Origin of the sequence: Pseudomonas fluorescens (assembly GCF_900636825.1) — a bacterium.
Taxonomy (GTDB): Bacteria; Pseudomonadota; Gammaproteobacteria; order Pseudomonadales; family Pseudomonadaceae; genus Aquipseudomonas; species Aquipseudomonas fluorescens_BG.
In genome coordinates this window covers 2667104-2685185 of record NZ_LR134318.1, presented here as the reverse complement: position 1 = coordinate 2685185, position 18082 = coordinate 2667104, and the positions used below count along the sequence as shown (strand labels likewise).

The 18082-nt window shown below is 56.0% G+C and carries 16 protein-coding genes and 2 tRNA genes; 9 read left to right on the top strand and 9 right to left on the bottom strand.

The genetic code is table 11. From position 1 onward, the window contains the following. Positions 1–16: 16 nt before the first annotated feature. Positions 17–397 carry a hypothetical protein gene (locus tag EL257_RS12105; RefSeq protein ID WP_126362837.1) on the bottom strand — a complete coding sequence of 127 codons (381 nt, stop codon included), beginning with the start codon at positions 395–397 and terminating at the stop codon, positions 17–19. A 235-nt stretch (positions 398–632) separates the two neighbouring features. Between EL257_RS12105 and EL257_RS12100 the strand changes: the two genes are divergently transcribed. After that, positions 633–1103, top strand: a complete 471-nt coding sequence (locus EL257_RS12100; RefSeq protein ID WP_126362835.1) for a helix-turn-helix domain-containing protein — start codon at positions 633–635, stop codon at positions 1101–1103. A gap of 74 nt (positions 1104–1177) precedes the next feature. Here the strand turns inward: EL257_RS12100 and EL257_RS27950 are convergent, their stop codons facing one another. Continuing rightward, complete coding sequence (locus tag EL257_RS27950; RefSeq protein ID WP_232013102.1) at positions 1178–1291, bottom strand: hypothetical protein; 114 nt, start codon at positions 1289–1291, stop codon at positions 1178–1180. A gap of 1981 nt (positions 1292–3272) precedes the next feature. Between EL257_RS27950 and EL257_RS12090 the strand changes: the two genes are divergently transcribed. Further along, positions 3273–3476, top strand: coding sequence for a helix-turn-helix domain-containing protein (locus EL257_RS12090; protein WP_126362833.1), 204 nt, complete (start codon positions 3273–3275; stop codon positions 3474–3476). Positions 3477–4095: 619 nt separating this feature from the next. On the opposite strand, the gene EL257_RS12085 is transcribed toward EL257_RS12090, so the two are convergent. The 6 genes from EL257_RS12085 to EL257_RS12060 all read right to left on the bottom strand — a co-directional run bounded on the left by EL257_RS12085 (position 4096) and on the right by EL257_RS12060 (position 7981). Then, positions 4096–4169 (bottom strand) — tRNA-Cys (locus EL257_RS12085). A 44-nt stretch (positions 4170–4213) separates the two neighbouring features. Beyond that, a tRNA-Gly gene (locus EL257_RS12080) sits at positions 4214–4289 on the bottom strand. Positions 4290–4349: 60 nt separating this feature from the next. Beyond that, positions 4350–4910, bottom strand: a complete 561-nt coding sequence (pgsA, locus tag EL257_RS12075; protein WP_126362831.1) for a CDP-diacylglycerol--glycerol-3-phosphate 3-phosphatidyltransferase — start codon at positions 4908–4910, stop codon at positions 4350–4352. A 32-nt stretch (positions 4911–4942) separates the two neighbouring features. Next, entirely contained in the window at positions 4943–6766 is a 1824-nt protein-coding gene (gene uvrC, locus EL257_RS12070) for an excinuclease ABC subunit UvrC (protein ID WP_126362829.1), read from the bottom strand. Between the two features lie 2 nt (positions 6767–6768). Beyond that, positions 6769–7410, bottom strand: coding sequence for a UvrY/SirA/GacA family response regulator transcription factor (uvrY, locus tag EL257_RS12065; RefSeq protein WP_024012761.1), 642 nt, complete (start codon positions 7408–7410; stop codon positions 6769–6771). A gap of 127 nt (positions 7411–7537) precedes the next feature. Next, positions 7538–7981: a GNAT family N-acetyltransferase gene (locus EL257_RS12060; protein ID WP_126362827.1), complete on the bottom strand. Its 444-nt coding sequence runs from the start codon at positions 7979–7981 to the stop codon at positions 7538–7540. Positions 7982–8614: 633 nt separating this feature from the next. Here EL257_RS12060 and EL257_RS12055 point away from each other — a divergent pair. Next, positions 8615–9691, top strand: a complete 1077-nt coding sequence (locus tag EL257_RS12055; RefSeq protein ID WP_126362825.1) for a 3-deoxy-7-phosphoheptulonate synthase — start codon at positions 8615–8617, stop codon at positions 9689–9691. 58 nt (positions 9692–9749) lie between these two features. Here EL257_RS12055 and EL257_RS12050 read toward each other — a convergent pair whose 3' ends face one another. Next, positions 9750–10829, bottom strand: a complete 1080-nt coding sequence (locus EL257_RS12050) for a hypothetical protein (protein ID WP_126362823.1) — start codon at positions 10827–10829, stop codon at positions 9750–9752. Between the two features lie 334 nt (positions 10830–11163). Here EL257_RS12050 and EL257_RS12045 point away from each other — a divergent pair, with 334 nt between their 5' ends. From EL257_RS12045 to EL257_RS12020, 6 genes are all read left to right on the top strand, one after another. Beyond that, on the top strand, positions 11164–12033 hold the full coding sequence (locus EL257_RS12045) for an esterase/lipase family protein (RefSeq protein ID WP_126362821.1): 870 nt from the start codon (positions 11164–11166) through the stop codon (positions 12031–12033). Between the two features lie 96 nt (positions 12034–12129). After that, positions 12130–12411 (top strand): peptidylprolyl isomerase, encoded by a 282-nt coding sequence (locus EL257_RS12040; RefSeq protein ID WP_007912303.1) that lies wholly within the window; start codon positions 12130–12132, stop codon positions 12409–12411. Between the two features lie 133 nt (positions 12412–12544). Continuing rightward, positions 12545–14413 (top strand): extracellular solute-binding protein, encoded by a 1869-nt coding sequence (locus EL257_RS12035; RefSeq protein WP_126362819.1) that lies wholly within the window; start codon positions 12545–12547, stop codon positions 14411–14413. Next, complete coding sequence (locus tag EL257_RS12030) at positions 14413–15474, top strand: microcin C ABC transporter permease YejB (protein ID WP_126362817.1); 1062 nt, start codon at positions 14413–14415, stop codon at positions 15472–15474. Before EL257_RS12035 ends, EL257_RS12030 begins: the two co-directional genes overlap by 1 nt. Then, positions 15474–16496, top strand: a complete 1023-nt coding sequence (locus EL257_RS12025) for an ABC transporter permease (protein WP_126362815.1) — start codon at positions 15474–15476, stop codon at positions 16494–16496. The genes EL257_RS12030 and EL257_RS12025 overlap by 1 nt, the downstream gene beginning before the upstream one ends. A gap of 9 nt (positions 16497–16505) precedes the next feature. Beyond that, the gene (locus EL257_RS12020; protein ID WP_126362813.1) at positions 16506–18080 is read left to right on the top strand and encodes an ABC transporter ATP-binding protein; all 1575 of its coding nucleotides are present in this window, start codon (positions 16506–16508) and stop codon (positions 18078–18080) included. Positions 18081–18082 lie beyond the last annotated feature (2 nt).

The window sequence follows — 18082 nt, the reverse complement described above, 5'->3', positions numbered from 1 at the left end:
TCCGGTGCTGGAACCATCATTTACGTGAACTGGTGTAGATATGGCCCGTGCCGGTTATGAACTCGTAGACCGGGTTTTCCTCCGTCCCAGGCTGAACTCGAATCTCCGAAAGTAGCTCCACCGATAGTCCAGAACGATTCGTCATAACACCAGGTGCGAGCAACTGAACTTGAGTGATGCTGTGTGCTTCAACACTCTTACCGTTACATAGAGAATCCAGTTCTTTCACAGTCGACAACAGCCGTACCCATGGGCCGAAACAACCATCAACCAAACCACACCCCTCAACTAGAAAATAGTATTCGGCTGGATTGAGCTCTATCGAACTCCAAAGCAATCGCGTGCTATCAAATCCGCTGAAGCGGCCCTGAAGATTGCTGCTGTACGTCACAAACACGACAAATTCCTCGATCCATACGTGACAGCATCGGAGATCAGCCCACGCAGCGGGCATTACGACAACCGACCTTTTCTCCTACTACTCGCTCAATTGGCACGCCGAAATCGCATTACCGATTAGTGTGCCGGCTCCCCTCACGACTCACCCATCATATCCCTAAATTCCGGCATTAACAACATACATGGTTTGGTGGAATTGACTGGCTGTGGCTTTATCCTGCCTTTTGAGAGCCATGATCGTGAAGGAAGAGATCGCCATCACCCTGCGAGCCGTTCGAGAGTTGAAAGGCGTGCGCCCTGACGCACTCGCTGGAGCTATCAGCCAGAATAATCTCAGTATGATTGAGCAAGGAAAAACCTTAGCGACCCTCTCGACGTTGCTAAAAGTAGCTGAATGCTTAGACATGCATATTCTGTCACTGCTCGCTCTTGCACTCGCACAGCGTACTCAAGACACACCGGAACATGAACTACAGAAAGCCTTGGAGGATGTACGACGTTTTCGGGATGCTGGCGGGCTTCAAACGATGGAGCATCAGAAGCAGGATGGTGAGCTGAAGAAACGCGCCCGAGGCACGAAAGCTAACCTAGAAAACGTTCAGGCTGTGCTGAAGCTCAAGGAACTAGGTAAGACACAGAAGGAAGCTGCCCGCGATCTTGGCCTGCCTGCTACTACTGTTCATCGGTACTGGACAAAGGGATGAGTGATGAACTTGGTGAATGGCCACCTACAAGCTCGGCCTCGCTGAACAATGCTTGAAAATTATTCAAACTAGTTCTAAGTCCGTTTCGGCTTTGCTCGTGTAGTAGCCTGAGCCAAGAAGGGATCGTACGGCCAAAAATGCTTAGAGAATCTGACCTTTTTATTCTTCTTCACCTCGCCATAAGTCAAGCTCAAGAAGTTGGCTAGGTCTTTAGTAATGTGTACCGAACGGTGAAATTCGATAGTAGATGGAGCTTTAGCACCTAGAGCCCATTTGCGATGTGAGCCGTATCAGCTTGGCCAGACAGCTCCTGAACTTCACAATCGGGATCGGGGGGACGCTTTCTGGTCGATGTGGATATCCGCCCCTGACGGCACAGACACCAACTGTGGCGCTAATGCGTCCGAGGCTGTTGCGGTAGGCCAGGCAAATGATTGCGCAAGATCGAGGACAGATCAAGCTAACCGAAATGCATAAGGCGCGCTTCCTAACCTACATAGGGGGCAGCATCCTTAAACTGACAGCAGCAAAGCCTCATCACGTAAGTCTGCCACTCGTTTTCACTACCCAACTCTTTATTTAGCGTGCGCAGCAGATCCTCTCTGGCCCGCCACTGACGGAGCCGTGCGTGTCGGGAAACTCGCATGCACGATTCTTAGTGGCCCGGAGGCGTGTAACCGCATATGACTACCCAATAATCTGATCCGGTCGTAGGCACTTGGACGTTCGAACGTGAGCAATGGGCAGCCCCAGACCAGGTATGGGTTTAGGTAACGGACAACGTCCAGGGCAGTAGAGCCTACACATTGCGCAAGAAACTCACGAGTGATTGAGAGGGAATCAGGATGGTATTGATCAGCGCCCTCCCCTCAAGTGATGGTGTCAAAATGACACAAAGCAGGACGACTGTTCGATTTCGCGGCAGCCATCATTTAGCCACAACCGACGAAAACCCCAATATTTACAGCAATCCCAGAAAGTCAACAAAAATATATCTTTAAGCGCCCCCTTGAATTTTTTTTTTGAGACGGAGTGTATAGATATTGAATTCAAAAAAAGCTTTCCCCGAAGGCCTCAATCAATACTCATCCCTTCAAGCAACGCTCAACTGACCTTTGCCTAACGCTTCTGAGCTTCAATTTACTGGCCAATTGATAATCTGTAGAGGAACTCTATTCAATTGTTCCGAGAGCATTAGGAGGCCGGTCAGCTTGCAAAGTCGTTTATCCGGCCGCAGGACGGCTAGCTTGTCTTTTGAGCCCAAACCAGGCGGCTAAATTTTGGGGATAACTACGTCCAAATTTAGGAGCCGCCCTGCAGGCAAAATAAACACAAAGTAGCCGGACTGAAAAAACTTCTACGAGAGAGTTTGGACGGATTCGACTCCCTCTTTAGGCGGATCGGCAACTTTGTAGGTCAGCTATGAAGACCTATCAGAACTCCCGAGGTGACAACCCCCCTCTCCCGCTTATTCCTCGCCAGGGCGCTCAAGATTAGGCTTAAGCGTGTCTTCTTGATAAACACCGGCTGGTCGAGTGTGGTTGGATCCCTCAAGGGTCTTCGGTTTACGAGTTGGTACAACATTCGATCCCACCCCCTCCGCCTGCCCGAGTATTGCGATGAGCTTTTAAATGACTACTAGCTCGTGAAACGTAGCGTCTGCTCAACACACCTTTTTGATTGAAAGGCATTTTCGCATCGAGTTGGTGCTGATGCCATGGTTGAGGCCGATCGGAAAGCGTGGCTCCGGGCAGCAGGCGCTCCTACACGAGCCAGGCCTGGAAGGGTAGGAACAGACCTTCATTGGCGTATGGAAATCCTAGAGAGATAGGTGATCGCGTCCGCTAAAAATTTGAAAGACAGAGTCGCCCTGTCGTTCAGGAGCTCTGAAGGTGTGTCGCTGGGCATTTACAATCGGAGCAAGGTAGGCAATGTCAACCGCCGTAGCAATTCCCGCTATTAAAGGCGCCCGCCGCAAGTTACCGTCGAACCTTAACAGTATACTCTTCCTATACTCACTCAATAAATTGACAATCTGTCAATAGATTATTTGATTTTTTACGACGAACGGTCGTTGACCTTACCGCAGAAAACAATGAGCATGTATTGACACCAGACAGCCCCAGGACGTGCGAATGGTTAAACCTATTGATTTTAAAGGGTATTTTTATGCGTTTGCCACAAAATAGCGATTACGTCCCGTCTAAAGAAGCTGCCGCAATTCTCGGCCTTTCTCCTGAGACCCTTCGCTTTTGGCGGTACACCGGCAAGTACAAAGACATGCTGCCACCGTTTATGCACATCAGCCGGCAGATCTTTTACAAAAAAGCTGATGTAGAGCGATTTTCCGAAATGAGCATGACCGCCACCTGACACCAGCTTGGTGTTTTACTCGCGGCAGAAAATAAGGCGCCACGTCTTCGGCTGAGACGGTGCGCCTTTTCTTTTGCGCCATCACCTCTCCCATATCATCACCAAATATCCACTTGGAAGCTGCTTGGGAGCTGCTCGCTTGCCAATAGAGAGTGGCGATCAGTCAGGAGCATCTGTGGCTGGCGGGAGCTTAGGTGGTCGGTGCGTAGCTTGCTGGAGATTGGACTTTTGAGCGCTGCAGCTCCCAAATAGCTCCCAAGCGCTGACCTGTATGGACGTGGAAGATTTTTTTACAGAGAGGAAATCGCTTCAAAAGGCTGATTTCATTGATGTTTTTCTTGATTTTGGTAACGCAGAGGGAAGATGGGGGTTGACCCCCGGGGGATTTTAAGTCCCATGCGTCTACCAGTTTCGCCATTCGGGCGGTAGCGCGGTGTAGCTTTCAGCTACTTCCAACTCGCGATCCTGACAGGGTGCGGGCCGAACAGCCGAGCGGGAAATATATACATCACTTCCCGGTGACGCAAGTTTCGCAGTTACCGTTTTCAAGACTAAATCTTGCTGCAGACTGCAAATAAAAAAGCTCCGTAAATCATTGATCTACGGAGCTTGTTTATAGTGGAGGCCGAGGTCGGAATCGAACCGGCGTAGGTGGATTTGCAATCCACTGCATAACCATTTTGCTACTCGGCCTCAAAGCATTTGCTGTCAGTAGCACAACAACAAACACGTACAATTGGAGCGGGAAACGAGACTCGAACTCGCGACCCCGACCTTGGCAAGGTCGTGCTCTACCAACTGAGCTATTCCCGCTTGGTGATGCGCATTCTATAGAATTAAAAAGGTAGGTCAACCCCTTGATTCAAAAAAGTTTTATTTCTTTTCAACATCCGTCTTCAGATGCGGCCAGGCTGCGCGAAGGTACTGAACCATCGACCAAAGAGTCAGGCCGGCGGAGACCATCAGCAAGGCGTAACCGAGTACAACCCAGAAGCTGAAATCCTTCGGATTGGCCAGCAGGATCACCAACGCGAGCATTTGTGCAGCGGTTTTCCATTTGCCCAGATTGGATACGGCAACATGGGCGCGGGCACCGAGTTCGGCCATCCACTCACGTAACGCCGAGACCACAATCTCGCGGCCGATGATGACCGCAGCGGGCAACGTGAGCCAAAGATTGCCGTGTTCTTGTACCAGCAGCACCAGCGCGACCGCAACCATGAGTTTGTCGGCGACCGGGTCGAGGAACGCACCAAACGGGGTGCTCTGTTCCAGGCGGCGCGCCAGATAGCCATCCAGCCAGTCCGTGGCTGCCGCGAAGGCGAACACCGAGGCGGAGGCCATGTAGCTCCATTCGTAAGGCAGATAGAACAGCAAAATGAAGATCGGGATGAGCAGGACGCGGAGAACGGTAATCAGATTAGGGATATTCATCGGCACAACTGGCTACGAGGTGAGGGGGCATTCTACTCGCTATGCAGGTTCGCATAAATCGACTCTGCGAGCTTTTTACTGATCCCCGGGGCTTTGGCGATCTCTTCGATGCTGGCACGAGACAGCTCCTGCAATCCACCAAAATGTTTCAACAAGTCGCGACGGCGGGTCGGCCCGACGCCTGCAACGCCTTCCAGCGTTGACGTCCGACGGGTTTTGCCGCGACGCGCACGGTGGCCTGTAATGGCAAACCTGTGCGCCTCGTCGCGAATCTGCTGGATAAGATGCAGGGCTGGCGAGTCGCCGCGCAAGGTGAACTCGTGCGCTGCATCATTCAGATACAGAGTTTCGAAACCGGCCTTGCGCGTTGCGCCCTTGGCGACGCCGAGCAAAATCAGATCCGGCACGGCGAGTTCGTTGAGCACGTCACGAGCCATCGACAACTGACCCTTGCCGCCATCGACCAAGAGAATGTCGGGCAACTTGCCCTCGCCTTCCTTCAGTCTGCTGAAACGCCGGGTCAAGGCTTGATGCATCGCTGCGTAGTCGTCCCCCGCCGTCACGCCTTCAATGTTGTAACGACGATAATCCGACTTGATCGCACCCTCGGGCCCGAACACCACGCAAGACGCTACTGTCGCTTCACCGCTGGAATGGCTGATGTCGTAGCACTCAAGACGCTGTGGCGGCTCTTCCAGATTCAACACCTCAGCCAATGCTTCGAAGCGCGCTGCGGTATGTTGACGGTTGGCAAGACGCGCGCCGAGTGCTTGCTCGGCGTTGGTCACCGCCAGTTGCTGCCAGCGCGCACGCGTGCCACGGACCCGATGACTGATGGCCAACTCTCGGCCACGCAACGAGTGAATGGCCTCGATCAGTGCTGGAAAATCTTCGTGAACGACGTTGACGATCAACTCGCTCGGCAAATCGCGCTCGGGACTGCTGATGAAGTATTGGCCGAGAAACGCTGCCATGACTTCCGAAACGTCTTCTTCGATGCCGACCTGCGGGAAAAAATTCTTGCTGCCCAGCACTCGCCCGCCGCGCACGCTGATCAAATGCACGCAAGCACCGCCCGGGTTGACGAACGCGGCGATGACATCGATATCACCTGTGCCGCCCTCCATGCTTTGCTGATCCTGAACCCGACGCAGCAAGGCAATCTGGTCACGCAGCTCGGCGGCGCGCTCGAACTCGAGATTGATCGCGGCCTCCTCCATCGCCGTGGATAATTCGTTGGTCAGCGCATGACTGCGACCTTCCAGGAACATCACCGAGTGGCGTACATCCTCGGCGTACACATCGGGTTCTACCAAACCTACACAGGGCGCCTTGCAGCGTTTGATCTGATATTGCAGGCATGGTCGCGCGCGGTTCTTGTAATAGCTGTCTTCACATTGACGGACGAAAAAAGTCTTCTGCAACAGACTCAGGCTTTCGCGAATAGCCCCCGCGCTCGGATAAGGACCAAAGTATTTACCTTTGGCTTTTTTTGCCCCCCGGTGGATGCTCAGACGCGGGAACTGGCCATCCGACAAAAACACATAGGGGTAGGATTTATCGTCGCGTAACAGGATGTTGTACGGGGGCCGCCATTCCTTGATCAGCGTCTGTTCCAGCAGCAGGGCTTCGGTTTCATTGGCGGTGATGGTCGTCTCGACCTGCGCGATGCGCCCAACCAATGCCGCCGTCTTTGGCGCCAGACCGGTCTTGCGAAAATAACTCGCCAAGCGTTTTTTGAGGTTCTTGGCCTTGCCGACGTAGAGCAGACGCGCCTCGCTGTCGAACATGCGATAAACGCCTGGGCGTCCGCTGACGGTTGACAGAAATGCGCTGGAGTCGAAAGTTTCAGTCATGGTCAAGCGCTGGCATCAACCATACCGTGACGGACCGCCAGCAGTGTCAACTCAACATCGCTGCTGATCGAAAGCTTTTCGAAGATACGGTAACGGTAGGTATTCACGGTTTTTGGCGAGAGGCATAACTTGTCGGAAATGATCTGCACCTTCTGGCAGCCGACGATCATCAGCGCAATCTGGATCTCGCGCTCCGACAGAGCATCAAACGGAGAGTCGTTAGTCGGTTGAAACGACTTGATGGCCAATTGTTGAGCGATTTGCGGGCTGATATAGCGCTGACCGGCGAAGACCAGGCGGATGGCCTGAACCATTTCCGGCAGTCCCGCGCCCTTGGTCAGATAACCCGCGGCCCCTGCTTGCAGCAAGCGCGTAGGGAATGGGTCTTCTTCACACACGGTGACGGCGACCACCTTGATATCCGGGTGACTGCGCAACAGTTTGCGCGTGGCCTCCAAGCCGCCGATGCCAGGCATCTTGACGTCCATCAGGACCACGTCGGGTTTCAGCTCTCGGGCCTTGATCAGGGATTCCTCGCCTGACTCGGCCTGACCGACCACCTGCAAGCCATCGATATCGGCCAGCATCCGGGTAATGCCTGTACGAACGAGATCATGGTCGTCGACCACTAGCACCCTAATCAAGCAGACACCTCGCGATATGGTCTTATTGGGATGCCCGACACCTTAGCAAAAAGTACCTGACAGACCTAGCGGCAAGCCGCATTTAAAAAGTTTCAATTCATCATCGAACGCATGCGGGCCGTGGGTTTCAGAGCACAGCCGTACCGATATCGAGCTGCATCCTCAAGAAACACTCGTCATTGCCCTGAACACGTAGGCCTTTTCTTTCATACAAGTTTCTTGCCGGATTATTTTCGAACACCGTGAGACGTACCGCCGGACGCTTTTCCGCTTTCGCCATGTTGATGATCTGATCAATTGCCCAGGCACCCGCACCCCGGCGCTGAAACGCGTCGGCGATCTGCAACTCACGAATATAGAGTGCGCGCCCGTCGCGACTGAGACTTAAAAACCCTACCGGGGTATCGCTTTGCACTATCAGCCAGCTTTCGCGCTCCGCCCAGGCCACATCGAAGGCTTCGTCCTGCCACAATAAATCGTGCTGGATGTAATAGCGCAGCATGTTTTGACACGTCAGCCTGCGCGCAAACGGCAAATCTGCCACCGTCGCAGCACGGATCACGAAACTCATGAGATCACCCCGATCATGGTGCTACCTCTGTTTTCGAGCGAAGCACTGAGTGTCTCATACCGGCCGGGACGCTCAAGCGATAAGGTTTCCGTTACGCAAGCCACAGCATTTTCCGATTGCCGAGGCGTATCGGCCTCTTGTAAGCTCGGCGCATCCATCGGAGACAGACCATGCTCAACACCCTTTCGAAGCCAACCACCGTCAGCGCCCCGCGCTCGGTTGCGGCTGTCCGGGTGAATGACGTTTGTGCTCCAGTCAGCTTGTATTTTGGGTATTGGTTTAGCCACTGGCGCGCCTGATACCCACACGGCGCCCATAACAACGGGTCGCCTACCAGAGAATTCTCAACCCCCGGTCGGCCTCCCGACCGGGGGTTTTGTTTTTTCTGCCCCTGAATATTTCATGCGACACATCAGACACTTTGAGGAATCACCCATGAACTACGCCACTTATTACCGTTACGACAGCTTTTACGCCTGGCGATTTACCAGCCTCCGCTCGGGACAGCCTGCCGCCTCCGATCGGTCACCCACAGGTGGCAAGCACACACATGGCGCCAATACGGCCAACTGTCGAACACCCCAATAGGGCCGAGCGAGCGGGAAATCCCGCCGCCAGCCCAGGAACCCGAATATGAACTCGTCCATTTCTGCCTTGCCACTGTCCAGCCTCGATTGCGCCAACGAAGCGCTTACCGTGCGCCTGCCCAGCTCGTTGCAACTCAAACAGCAACTGCCTTTGACCCCGGCGTTGAGCCAGCAGGTCGCCGCGCATCGCGATGCGATACGCGCCATTCTCAACGCTGAAGACCCTCGCCTGTTGGTGATTGTCGGCCCGTGCTCGATCCACGACCCGCAATCGGCTCTCGAATACGCTGAAAAACTCGCTCGACTCGCCGCTGAAGTCAGTGACACGATGTTGCTGGTAATGCGTGCCTACGTCGAAAAACCCCGCACAACCGTTGGCTGGAAAGGCCTTGCCTACGATCCACATCTGGATGGTAGTGACGACATGGCTGGCGGCCTGACCCTGTCCCGCGAACTGATGCTGGAAATGATCCGCCTCGGCCTGCCCGTGGCCACCGAATTGCTACAGCCCATGGCTGCCGGTTACTTCGATGACCTGCTGAGCTGGGTGGCGATCGGTGCGCGCACCACCGAATCCCAGATCCATCGCGAAATGGCCAGCGGGCTGAACATGCCGGTCGGATTCAAAAACGGCACCGACGGTGGCGTGACTGTCGCGGTCGATGCCATGCGTTCGGCAGCTCATCCGCACCGGCATTTCGGCGTGGATAGCCAAGGCCATCCGGCCATAATCCAGACCGCCGGCAACCCCGACACTCACGTGGTTTTACGCGGCGGCCATCCTGGGCCAAACCATGACCGCGAAAGCGTGAGCCAGATCAAGTCGGAGCTCAACCGCTTGAACATTCCAAGCCGGATAATGGTTGATTGCAGTCATGCCAACAGTGGCAAAGACCCGTTGCGTCAGCCATTTGTATTCAATGATGTGCTTGAGCAACGGCTGCAAGGTGATCTTTCGCTGATCGGCATGATGCTTGAATCCCATTTGTTCGAAGGTTGCCAGCCGCTGAGCGCATCGCTGCGCTACGGTGTTTCTGTGACTGACGGTTGCCTTGGCTTCAGTGCGACGGAGCAGTTGCTGCTTGAGGCAGCGCGGCGCCTGTCTGTGCCACACCGCGGCTAACCGTCCACGAATCCAGCCCTCTGTTTCACGCGAGCCGGAGGGCTGGAAGATAAGCGGGTCAGGCCTCGATTCGAATGCGCGTCACTGGGGATTGCTGACTGACATCGTCCAGACGCTCCACCGAATATGCGACGCTAACGATTGCGCCCTCGTGCTCACGCCAGAAAGAATGAGGCACGATGAACATCAGCGGCCGCCCCGCCGTCTCCGGAGTGATTTCACGCTCATCACGATGGCTGAAATACTCGCCGTCGCATTTGAGATAAACCACCTCTGCATCCTGCATTTTTGCATCAGCTATCACGACGGTAACGCCCGCAGTCGAATCAGCCGCCGACAGCACTCCGCCAAGCGCCTCCAGCACATCCGGTGCCGCCAGCTCACCGCGAATCAGCGGACCAATGTGGATTACGGTCGGATCCGATGCTTCACTGCCCCCGCCCGTGCGTTCGACCCGGTAGGTCACGGTGACTTCAGCGCCAAGATAAGCAGCAACGTGTTCTGGTGGAATCCAGAATGACAATGGCTCGGCGACAGCAAAGCCTTCAACTTTTAACGAATCGTTGAAAGCCTGCACCGGCGGATCGCCCGCCCACGACAAGACAACCCGATCACCAGCGCACATCCTCGCGTAAGGTTGCAGCGAGACAAGAACGCCTTCCGGTACCCGCTCAGGATCAAGCGCACCTCCGACCGCGCTTTCGACTTGCGGCGCGAGCAAGTTCGTTCGCACATCGCCGACCGACAATTGCAGGCGCTCGGACTCGACCGGATGAGGCTGGTTGCCCTTCAATAGCGTCCAATAAACTTGCAGCGAACCGCCATCCAGCGCCGCCAAGTGCATGCCTTTGACGACAAAGATGAGCTCTTTGCCAACCTGAGCGTCGCTGACAAATCGGACCATCTCGTGCTGATAGACAAAGCCTTCGACATCCAGGCCGTCCCAGCGCAACACCACTTGATCGCCACATGTCATGTCGGCGTAAGCCGCAACCTTCACGACAACCTTGGCAAGCGACGGATCCAGCACATCATCCGTTAACGTATTAATCGTCACTGCCGGCAACACTGCTGCTTTCGCGCAAGCATTGATCGGCTGGCGAACCCGGTAATAAAACTCGACTTCTTGAGTGGTCATGCTCGGCCCCTTCCGTGGATTAAGCGCCGTCTTCATTGACGACGTCGACAACCGATATTGAAAGCGATTCGCCTGTATTTGGATGTCAGCTCAATCCGCCACGAGCATGGAGCAAAGACCACCAAGCGAGTAGGAGAGCATCGCTGGATCGCTCCTTTGTGGGCGGGAGACGGCCAGAACTTCCGATATATAGCTCAGTTAAATCTGAAATTTCGTACGCGCCTTGGTCCAGATTCGGCGGCCAATTGATGCCTATTCGTACTTCTTCAACAGAATGAGTGTTTTAGAGTGAGCCCTGGAATCACCCACTGAACTTCTGCGAAAAGGTCTGAACATGCAACGGAATGCTACAACTCGTTATCCCATCCTGTTGGTACACGGCTTGTTTGGATTTGAGCGTATTGGCCAGGTCGAGCTATTTCACGAGGTTAGAGAGGCTTTGAAAGCGGCTGACAACCGAGTGTTTGTCCCGCATCTCAGCGCTATCCATGACAACGAGGCTCGAGGTGAACAATTGCTGGCTCAGATTGACCGCGTTCTGCAAGGGACCGGTGCGCGCAAGGTCAACCTGATTGGTCACAGCCAAGGCGCATTGGCGGCACGTTATGCTGCCGCATCAGCGCCACACACCATTGCGTCGGTCACTTCCGTCAGCGGTCCGAACCATGGATCGGAACTGGCGGATCATCTGCGCAAGGCGCTGATTCCCGGTCGTCTTCCAGAACACGTCGCGCAGCGCGTAGCGACCTTGTTTGCCGATTGGCTGTCCTTGCTCAGCGGCAGCCCTTCGCTGCCGCAACATGCAGTCGCGGCGCTCAACGCGCTGACAACCGAAAGTGTTGGGGATTTCAACGACAAGTATCCGCAAGGGCTGCCTCAGACCTGGGGCGGTCAAGGTCCGGCGCAAGAAAACGATGTTCATTATTACTCCTGGAGCGGCATCGTTTCGCCAAGCAACCCTCTGGGACTCGATCCTGCTCATAGGATTTGTCAGGAAATGGCCAGTTACTTCACGACGGAAGCGCAACAGAGCGACGGTTTTGTTGGCCGCTTCAGCTCGCATCTTGGCCAGGTGATTCGCTCCGATTACCCCTTGGACCACCTCGGCAGTCTGCGTCGCAGCCCAATCGGCAAGCCTTCGGAAAATGATCCGATTCAACTCTACGTTGAACATGCGCTGCGGTTGCAGGCGGCCGGTCTCTAACAGACGCGGACATCCCCCGATGGAACTTTGCCGAGAATTCGCCCACTGATTCCGGTACGCTCCACACTTTATTGAAATAGATCGGAGATTTTCCCCATGGCTAAAGCCACTGCCCGCCACATCCTGGTTTCGAGCGAAGACAAGTGCAACGAACTCAAGGCCCAAATTGAAGGCGGCGCTGATTTCGCCGAAGTCGCCAAGGCCAACTCCACTTGCCCATCCAGCCGTCAGGGCGGCGATCTGGGCTCGTTTGGTCCTGGCCAGATGGTCAAGGAATTCGACACCGTAGTGTTCAGCGCGCCGATCAATGTCGTGCAAGGCCCGGTGAAGACTCAGTTCGGTTATCACCTGCTGGAAGTCACCAGCCGTCAGGACTGATTCGTCGCCTGATCGCTCATCAACGGCCCGCCTTATGGTGGGCCGTTGTGTTTCAGTTACATATACGGCTGGCGGCTGACGCGCCTCTCGCGTACAAATTGCGCTTATCGATTTTCCGGTTCCAAGGCTGACAATGCGACTGGCTTTCCCCACATTGCTAATCACCGCCCTTGCGTTGCTTTCGGGCGCCGCCAGCGTGAGCGCTGCACCGCAACATGCGTTGACCGTCTACGGCGAGCCCGCGAAATATGCGGCCGGCTTCAGCCACTTCGACTACACCAATGCGCAGGCACCGAAGGGCGGAACGATGCGCCGCTCGGCCATCGAAATCGGCCACTTCGACCACATTCTTCCTTATATAGACAAAGGCATCGGGGTCACGCAGATCGACGGTCTGCTGTATTCGCCGCTGGCCCAGCGCTCGCTCGATGAGCCCTACACCGTCTACGGCCTGGTAGCTGAAAAAATGGAGCGCTCCGCTGACGGTTTGTCCCTGCGCTTTTTTATCAATCCCAAGGCACGCTTCGCCGACGGCAAGCCCATCACCGCCGAAGACGTTCGTTACACCTACGATTTGCTGATGACCCAAGGCAGTCTGCGTTATCGCAGCCAGTTTGCCGACGTCAAAGGCGTTGAGGTTGAAGCGCCGCTGACCGTACGTTTCGACTTCAAGAGCAACGAGAACCGCACGCTGCCGCTGGACATCGCGACCCTTCCGGTGTTTCCCGAGCACTGGTGGAAGAGCCGTGACTTCGCTGGCGGCGGCGGTTACGAACCGCCACTCGGAAGCGGCCCGTACCGCGTCGGCAAAGTCGACTCGGGGCGCAGCATCACGTTCGAACGCAACGCTGATTGGTGGGGCAAAGACTTGCCGGTGAGTCGCGGGCTGTACAATTTCGATCATTTCAGCATCGAATACTTCGGCGATACCGATGTGGCGCGTCAGGTGCTGCGCGGCGGTGCCTATGACTACAACCGCGAGTTTTCCGCCACCGGTTATTCCATTGGCTACGACAGCCCTGCCCTCGCTGACGGCCGCCTGCAAAAGGCTCATCTGGCAACCGAAGCCCCGCAGTCGGCGCAGGGTTTTGTGTTCAACCTGCAAAAGCCGATGTTCCATGACCGTCGCGTACGGCAGGCCCTGGCCATGCTCTGGGATTTCGAATGGAGCAACCGGCAGATGATGCGCAACTTGTACATCCGCCAGCAGAGCTACTTCTCCAACACTGAGCTCGCCGCCCGTCAGTTGCCTGATGCGCAAGAGCTGAAGATCCTCGAACCGCTGCGCGGGCAAATACCTGAGGAAGTCTTCAGCAAAGTCTTCGAAGCGCCCAAAACCGATGGCAGCGGGATCATCCGTGACAAGCAGCTGCAAGCCCTCGAATTGCTCGAGCAGGCCGGCTGGAAACCTGATGGCGATCAATTGGTGAATGCTGACGGTGAGCCGCTGAGCTTCACTTTCCTGGTCAGCCAGAACGGCATGGATCGCCTGCTGTTGCCATATAAACGCACGCTGAAGCAGATCGGTATTGAGCTTAATATCCGCCGCATCGATTCCTCGCAATACGTCAATCGCCTGATGAGCCGCGACTACGACATGATCGTCACTGGCTACCCGGTCACCACGTCTCCGGGTGGCGAATTGTTGAATTACTTCGGCTCCGCGTCCGCCAACGACCCTGGCGCCAACAACTATATGGTGCTGAAAAATCCGGCCGTCGACACCTTGATCAACGGCCTGATTCGCGCTTCCACGCAATCGGACATGCTGCGCTACGCCCATGCACTTGATCGGGTGCTGCAATGGAATTATTACTGGATTCCCAACTACTACCCGCCGGGCACCTCCACTGTGTGGTGGAATCGGTTCGGCATACCGTCGGTTCAAGCGAGCAATGACGAAGCCATCGAAAGCTGGTGGGAAATCAGCAGCACAGCGCTGACCAACCAGCAGATGACGGCCGAAAAAATAAGCCGTGGCAGACCCGGAGGGCCGCACTGATGTGGGCTTACATATTGCGGCGTCTGTTACTGATCATCCCGACGCTGGTGATCATTCTGCTGGTCAATTTCGTGATCATTCAGGCCGCGCCCGGCGGCCCGGTCGAGCAGGCCATTGCTCACCTGCAAGGTATCGGCGGGGCCGGTGTCGGCGGCGGCGCCAGCGAGACATCCGGCAACGCCTCGCGCGCCAGCCGTGGCCTAGATCCGCAATTGATCAAGGACATCGAAAAACAATACGGTTTCGACAAGCCCGCCCATGAGCGCCTATGGCTGATGCTCAAGAACTACGCGCAGCTGGATTTCGGCAAGAGTTTCTTTCGCGGCGCCACGGTCACCAATCTGATCCTGGACAAAATGCCGGTGACGATTTCCCTCGGCTTGTGGGCGACGCTGATCACGTATCTGGTATCGATTCCGCTGGGCATCCGCAAAGCCGTTCACCATGGGAGTCATTTCGATATTTGGAGCAGCACTGCAATCATCATCGGTTATGCCATGCCGGCCTTCCTCTTTGCGATGTTCCTGATCGTCGTGTTTGCCGGCGGCACCTCATTGAACTGGTTCCCGGTGCGGGGCCTGGTGTCGGACAACTTCGAATCGCTGTCGACGCTGGGCAAGATCGCCGATTATTTCTGGCACTTGGTATTGCCTGTTACCGCACTGGTGATTGGCGGCTTCGCGACGCTGACGATTCTGACGAAAAACTCGTTTCTCAATGAAATCACCCGACAGTATGTGGTCACCGCTCGGGCGAAAGGTCTGAGCGAACGTCGCGTGTTGTACGGCCACGTGTTCCGCAACGCGATGCTGCTGGTGGTATCGGGCATTCCCCAAGCGTTTATCAGCGTATTTTTTGCCGGTTCATTACTGATCGAGGTGATTTTCTCCCTCGACGGTCTCGGACGCATGAGTTACGAAGCGGCTGTTTCCAGAGATTACCCGGTGGTTTTCGGTTCGCTGTTCATCTTCACCTTGTTCGGACTCCTGATAAAACTCATCGGTGACCTGTGCTACACGCTGGTCGATCCGCGCATCGACTTCGCCGCGAGGAATGCCTGATGTTCAAGCTCTCGCCTTTGGGCCGTCGCCGCTTTGAACGTTTCAGGAAAAACCGTCGGGGCTGGTGGTCGCTGTGGCTGTTCATCGGTCTGTTCATGCTGACGCTGGGCGGCGAGTTGATTGCCAATGACAAGCCGCTGATGGTCAGTTACCAGGGCCAATGGTACTTCCCCGTATTCAAGCGCCACACCGAGCAGGAATTTGGCGGGCAACTGCCGTTTCAGGCCGATTATCGCAGCGACTATGTGCAGAAGCTGATCCGCAAGGACGGCGGGTGGATACTGTTTCCACCGATTCCGTTCAGTGACGACACGCCCAATTACGACCTCAACAAACCCGCGCCGAGCCCGCCGACGTCGGTGAACTGGCTGGGGACGGACGACCAGGCGCGCGACGTGCTCGCGCGGGTGATTTTCGGTGCTCGGGTGTCAATCCTCTTTGCGTTGATGCTGACCTTTGTCAGTGCGCTGATCGGCATCGCGGCCGGCGCATTGCAGGGCTATTACGGCGGCTGGGTCGATCTGCTCGGGCAACGACTGCTGGAAGTCTGGTCGGGGTTGCCGGTGCTGTACCTGCTGATCATCCTGTCCGGTTTTGTTGAGCCGAATTTCTGGTGGCTGCTGGGCATCATGGCGCTGTTTTCCTGGCTGGCGCTGGTCGACGTGGTGCGTGCCGAATTCCTGCGCGGGCGCAATCTGGAATACGTCAAAGCCGCCCGGGCATTGGGCCTGACTGATCGCAAGGTCATCATCCGGCACATTCTGCCCAACGCCATGAATGCGACGTTGAGCTACCTGCCGTTCATTTTGACCGGGGCGATTTCCACGCTGACGGCGCTGGACTTCCTCGGCTTCGGCATGCCTGCCGGCAGCGCTTCGCTCGGCGAACTGATCGGACAGGGCAAGCAAAACCTGCAAGCGCCGTGGCTCGGGCTGACAGCGTTTTTTACGCTGGCGCTGATCCTCTCTTTATTGGTTTTCATCGGCGAAGCGTTGCGTGACGCGTTCGACCCACGATCCTGAAGCGTGACCATGACTGACAACCTGATCGAAATCCGTAACCTCAATGTCGCCTTTAATGGCCAGCGCGTGGTGCGGGAACTTTGCCTGGATATTCGCCCCGGCGAATGTCTGGCACTGGTCGGTGAATCGGGCTCGGGCAAATCGGTGACGGCGCACTCGATCCTGCAACTGTTGCCCGAAACCGATGCACAGACTACCGGCAGCATTCGCTATCGCGGCAAGGAACTGGTGGGCTCGGACCCCAAGGTCCTGCGCGAGTTACGCGGCAACCGTATCGCGATGATCTTTCAGGAGCCGATGACCTCGCTCAATCCGCTGCACACCATTGAAAAGCAGATTGGCGAAACGCTGTTGTTGCACCGTGGTCTCGGCGGTAAAGCGGCGCAGCATCGGATCCTCGAACTGCTCGGTCTGGTCGGCATTCAGAAACCCAAGGAGCGCCTCAAGGCTTACCCGCATCAGTTATCGGGTGGCCAACGCCAACGTGTGATGATTGCCATGGCGCTGGCCTGCGAGCCGGAACTGCTGATCGCCGACGAGCCGACTACCGCGCTCGATGTCACCGTGCAGCGCAAGATTCTGCTGCTGCTCAAGTCCCTGCAGCAGCGGCTCGGCATGTCGTTGTTGCTGATCAGCCACGATCTCAATCTGGTGCGCAGCATTGCTCAGCGCGTGTGCGTGATGAAGGCCGGGGAGATCGTCGAACAGGCACCGTGCGAAACGCTGTTCACCGAACCCAAACATCCCTATAGCTGTGTATTGCTTAATGCCGAGCCGGAAGGCGAAGCCCTGCCTCGAGATGAGCGCGAAAACGTGCTGGAAGTCGAGGATCTGCGGGTCGAGTTCGTTGTTGGCGGCGGACTGTTTCAACGCAAGCAGTACCTGCGCGCAGTCGACGGTATCAGTCTGAGCATCCAGCGCGGCAAGACGCTGGGCATCGTCGGCGAATCCGGCTCGGGCAAATCGACGCTGGGCCAGGCAATCCTGCGGCTGATCGACTCCGAAGGCAGCATTCGCTTTCAGGGCGAAGCGCTCGACGGCCTCAACCAGAAACAGCTGCGCCCGTGGCGGCGGCAGATGCAAGTGGTGTTTCAGGACCCGTTCGGTAGCCTCAGCCCACGCATGTCAGTGGCGCAGATCATCAGTGAAGGTCTGGAAGTCCATAGCGAATCGACCGCCAATGAGTGTGATCAGCAGGTGATCCGCGTTCTCAAGGAAGTCGGCCTCGATCCGGAAAGCCGTCATCGCTATCCCCACGAATTCTCCGGTGGCCAGCGCCAACGCATCGCCATCGCCCGCGCACTGGTGCTCAAACCCGCCCTGATTCTGCTCGATGAACCAACGTCGGCACTGGACCGCACGGTACAGAAACAAGTGGTCGCCCTGCTCCGCGACCTGCAGGAAAAACACGGCCTGACCTATTTGTTCATCAGCCATGACCTGGCCGTGGTCCGCGCTCTCGCCCATGACATGATCGTGATCAAGGACGGCAAAGTGGTCGAGCGCGGCGCCAGTCATGACGTCTTTGACTCCCCGCAGCATCCGTACACCCAAGAGCTGTTGGCGGCGGCGCATCCTGAATGAAC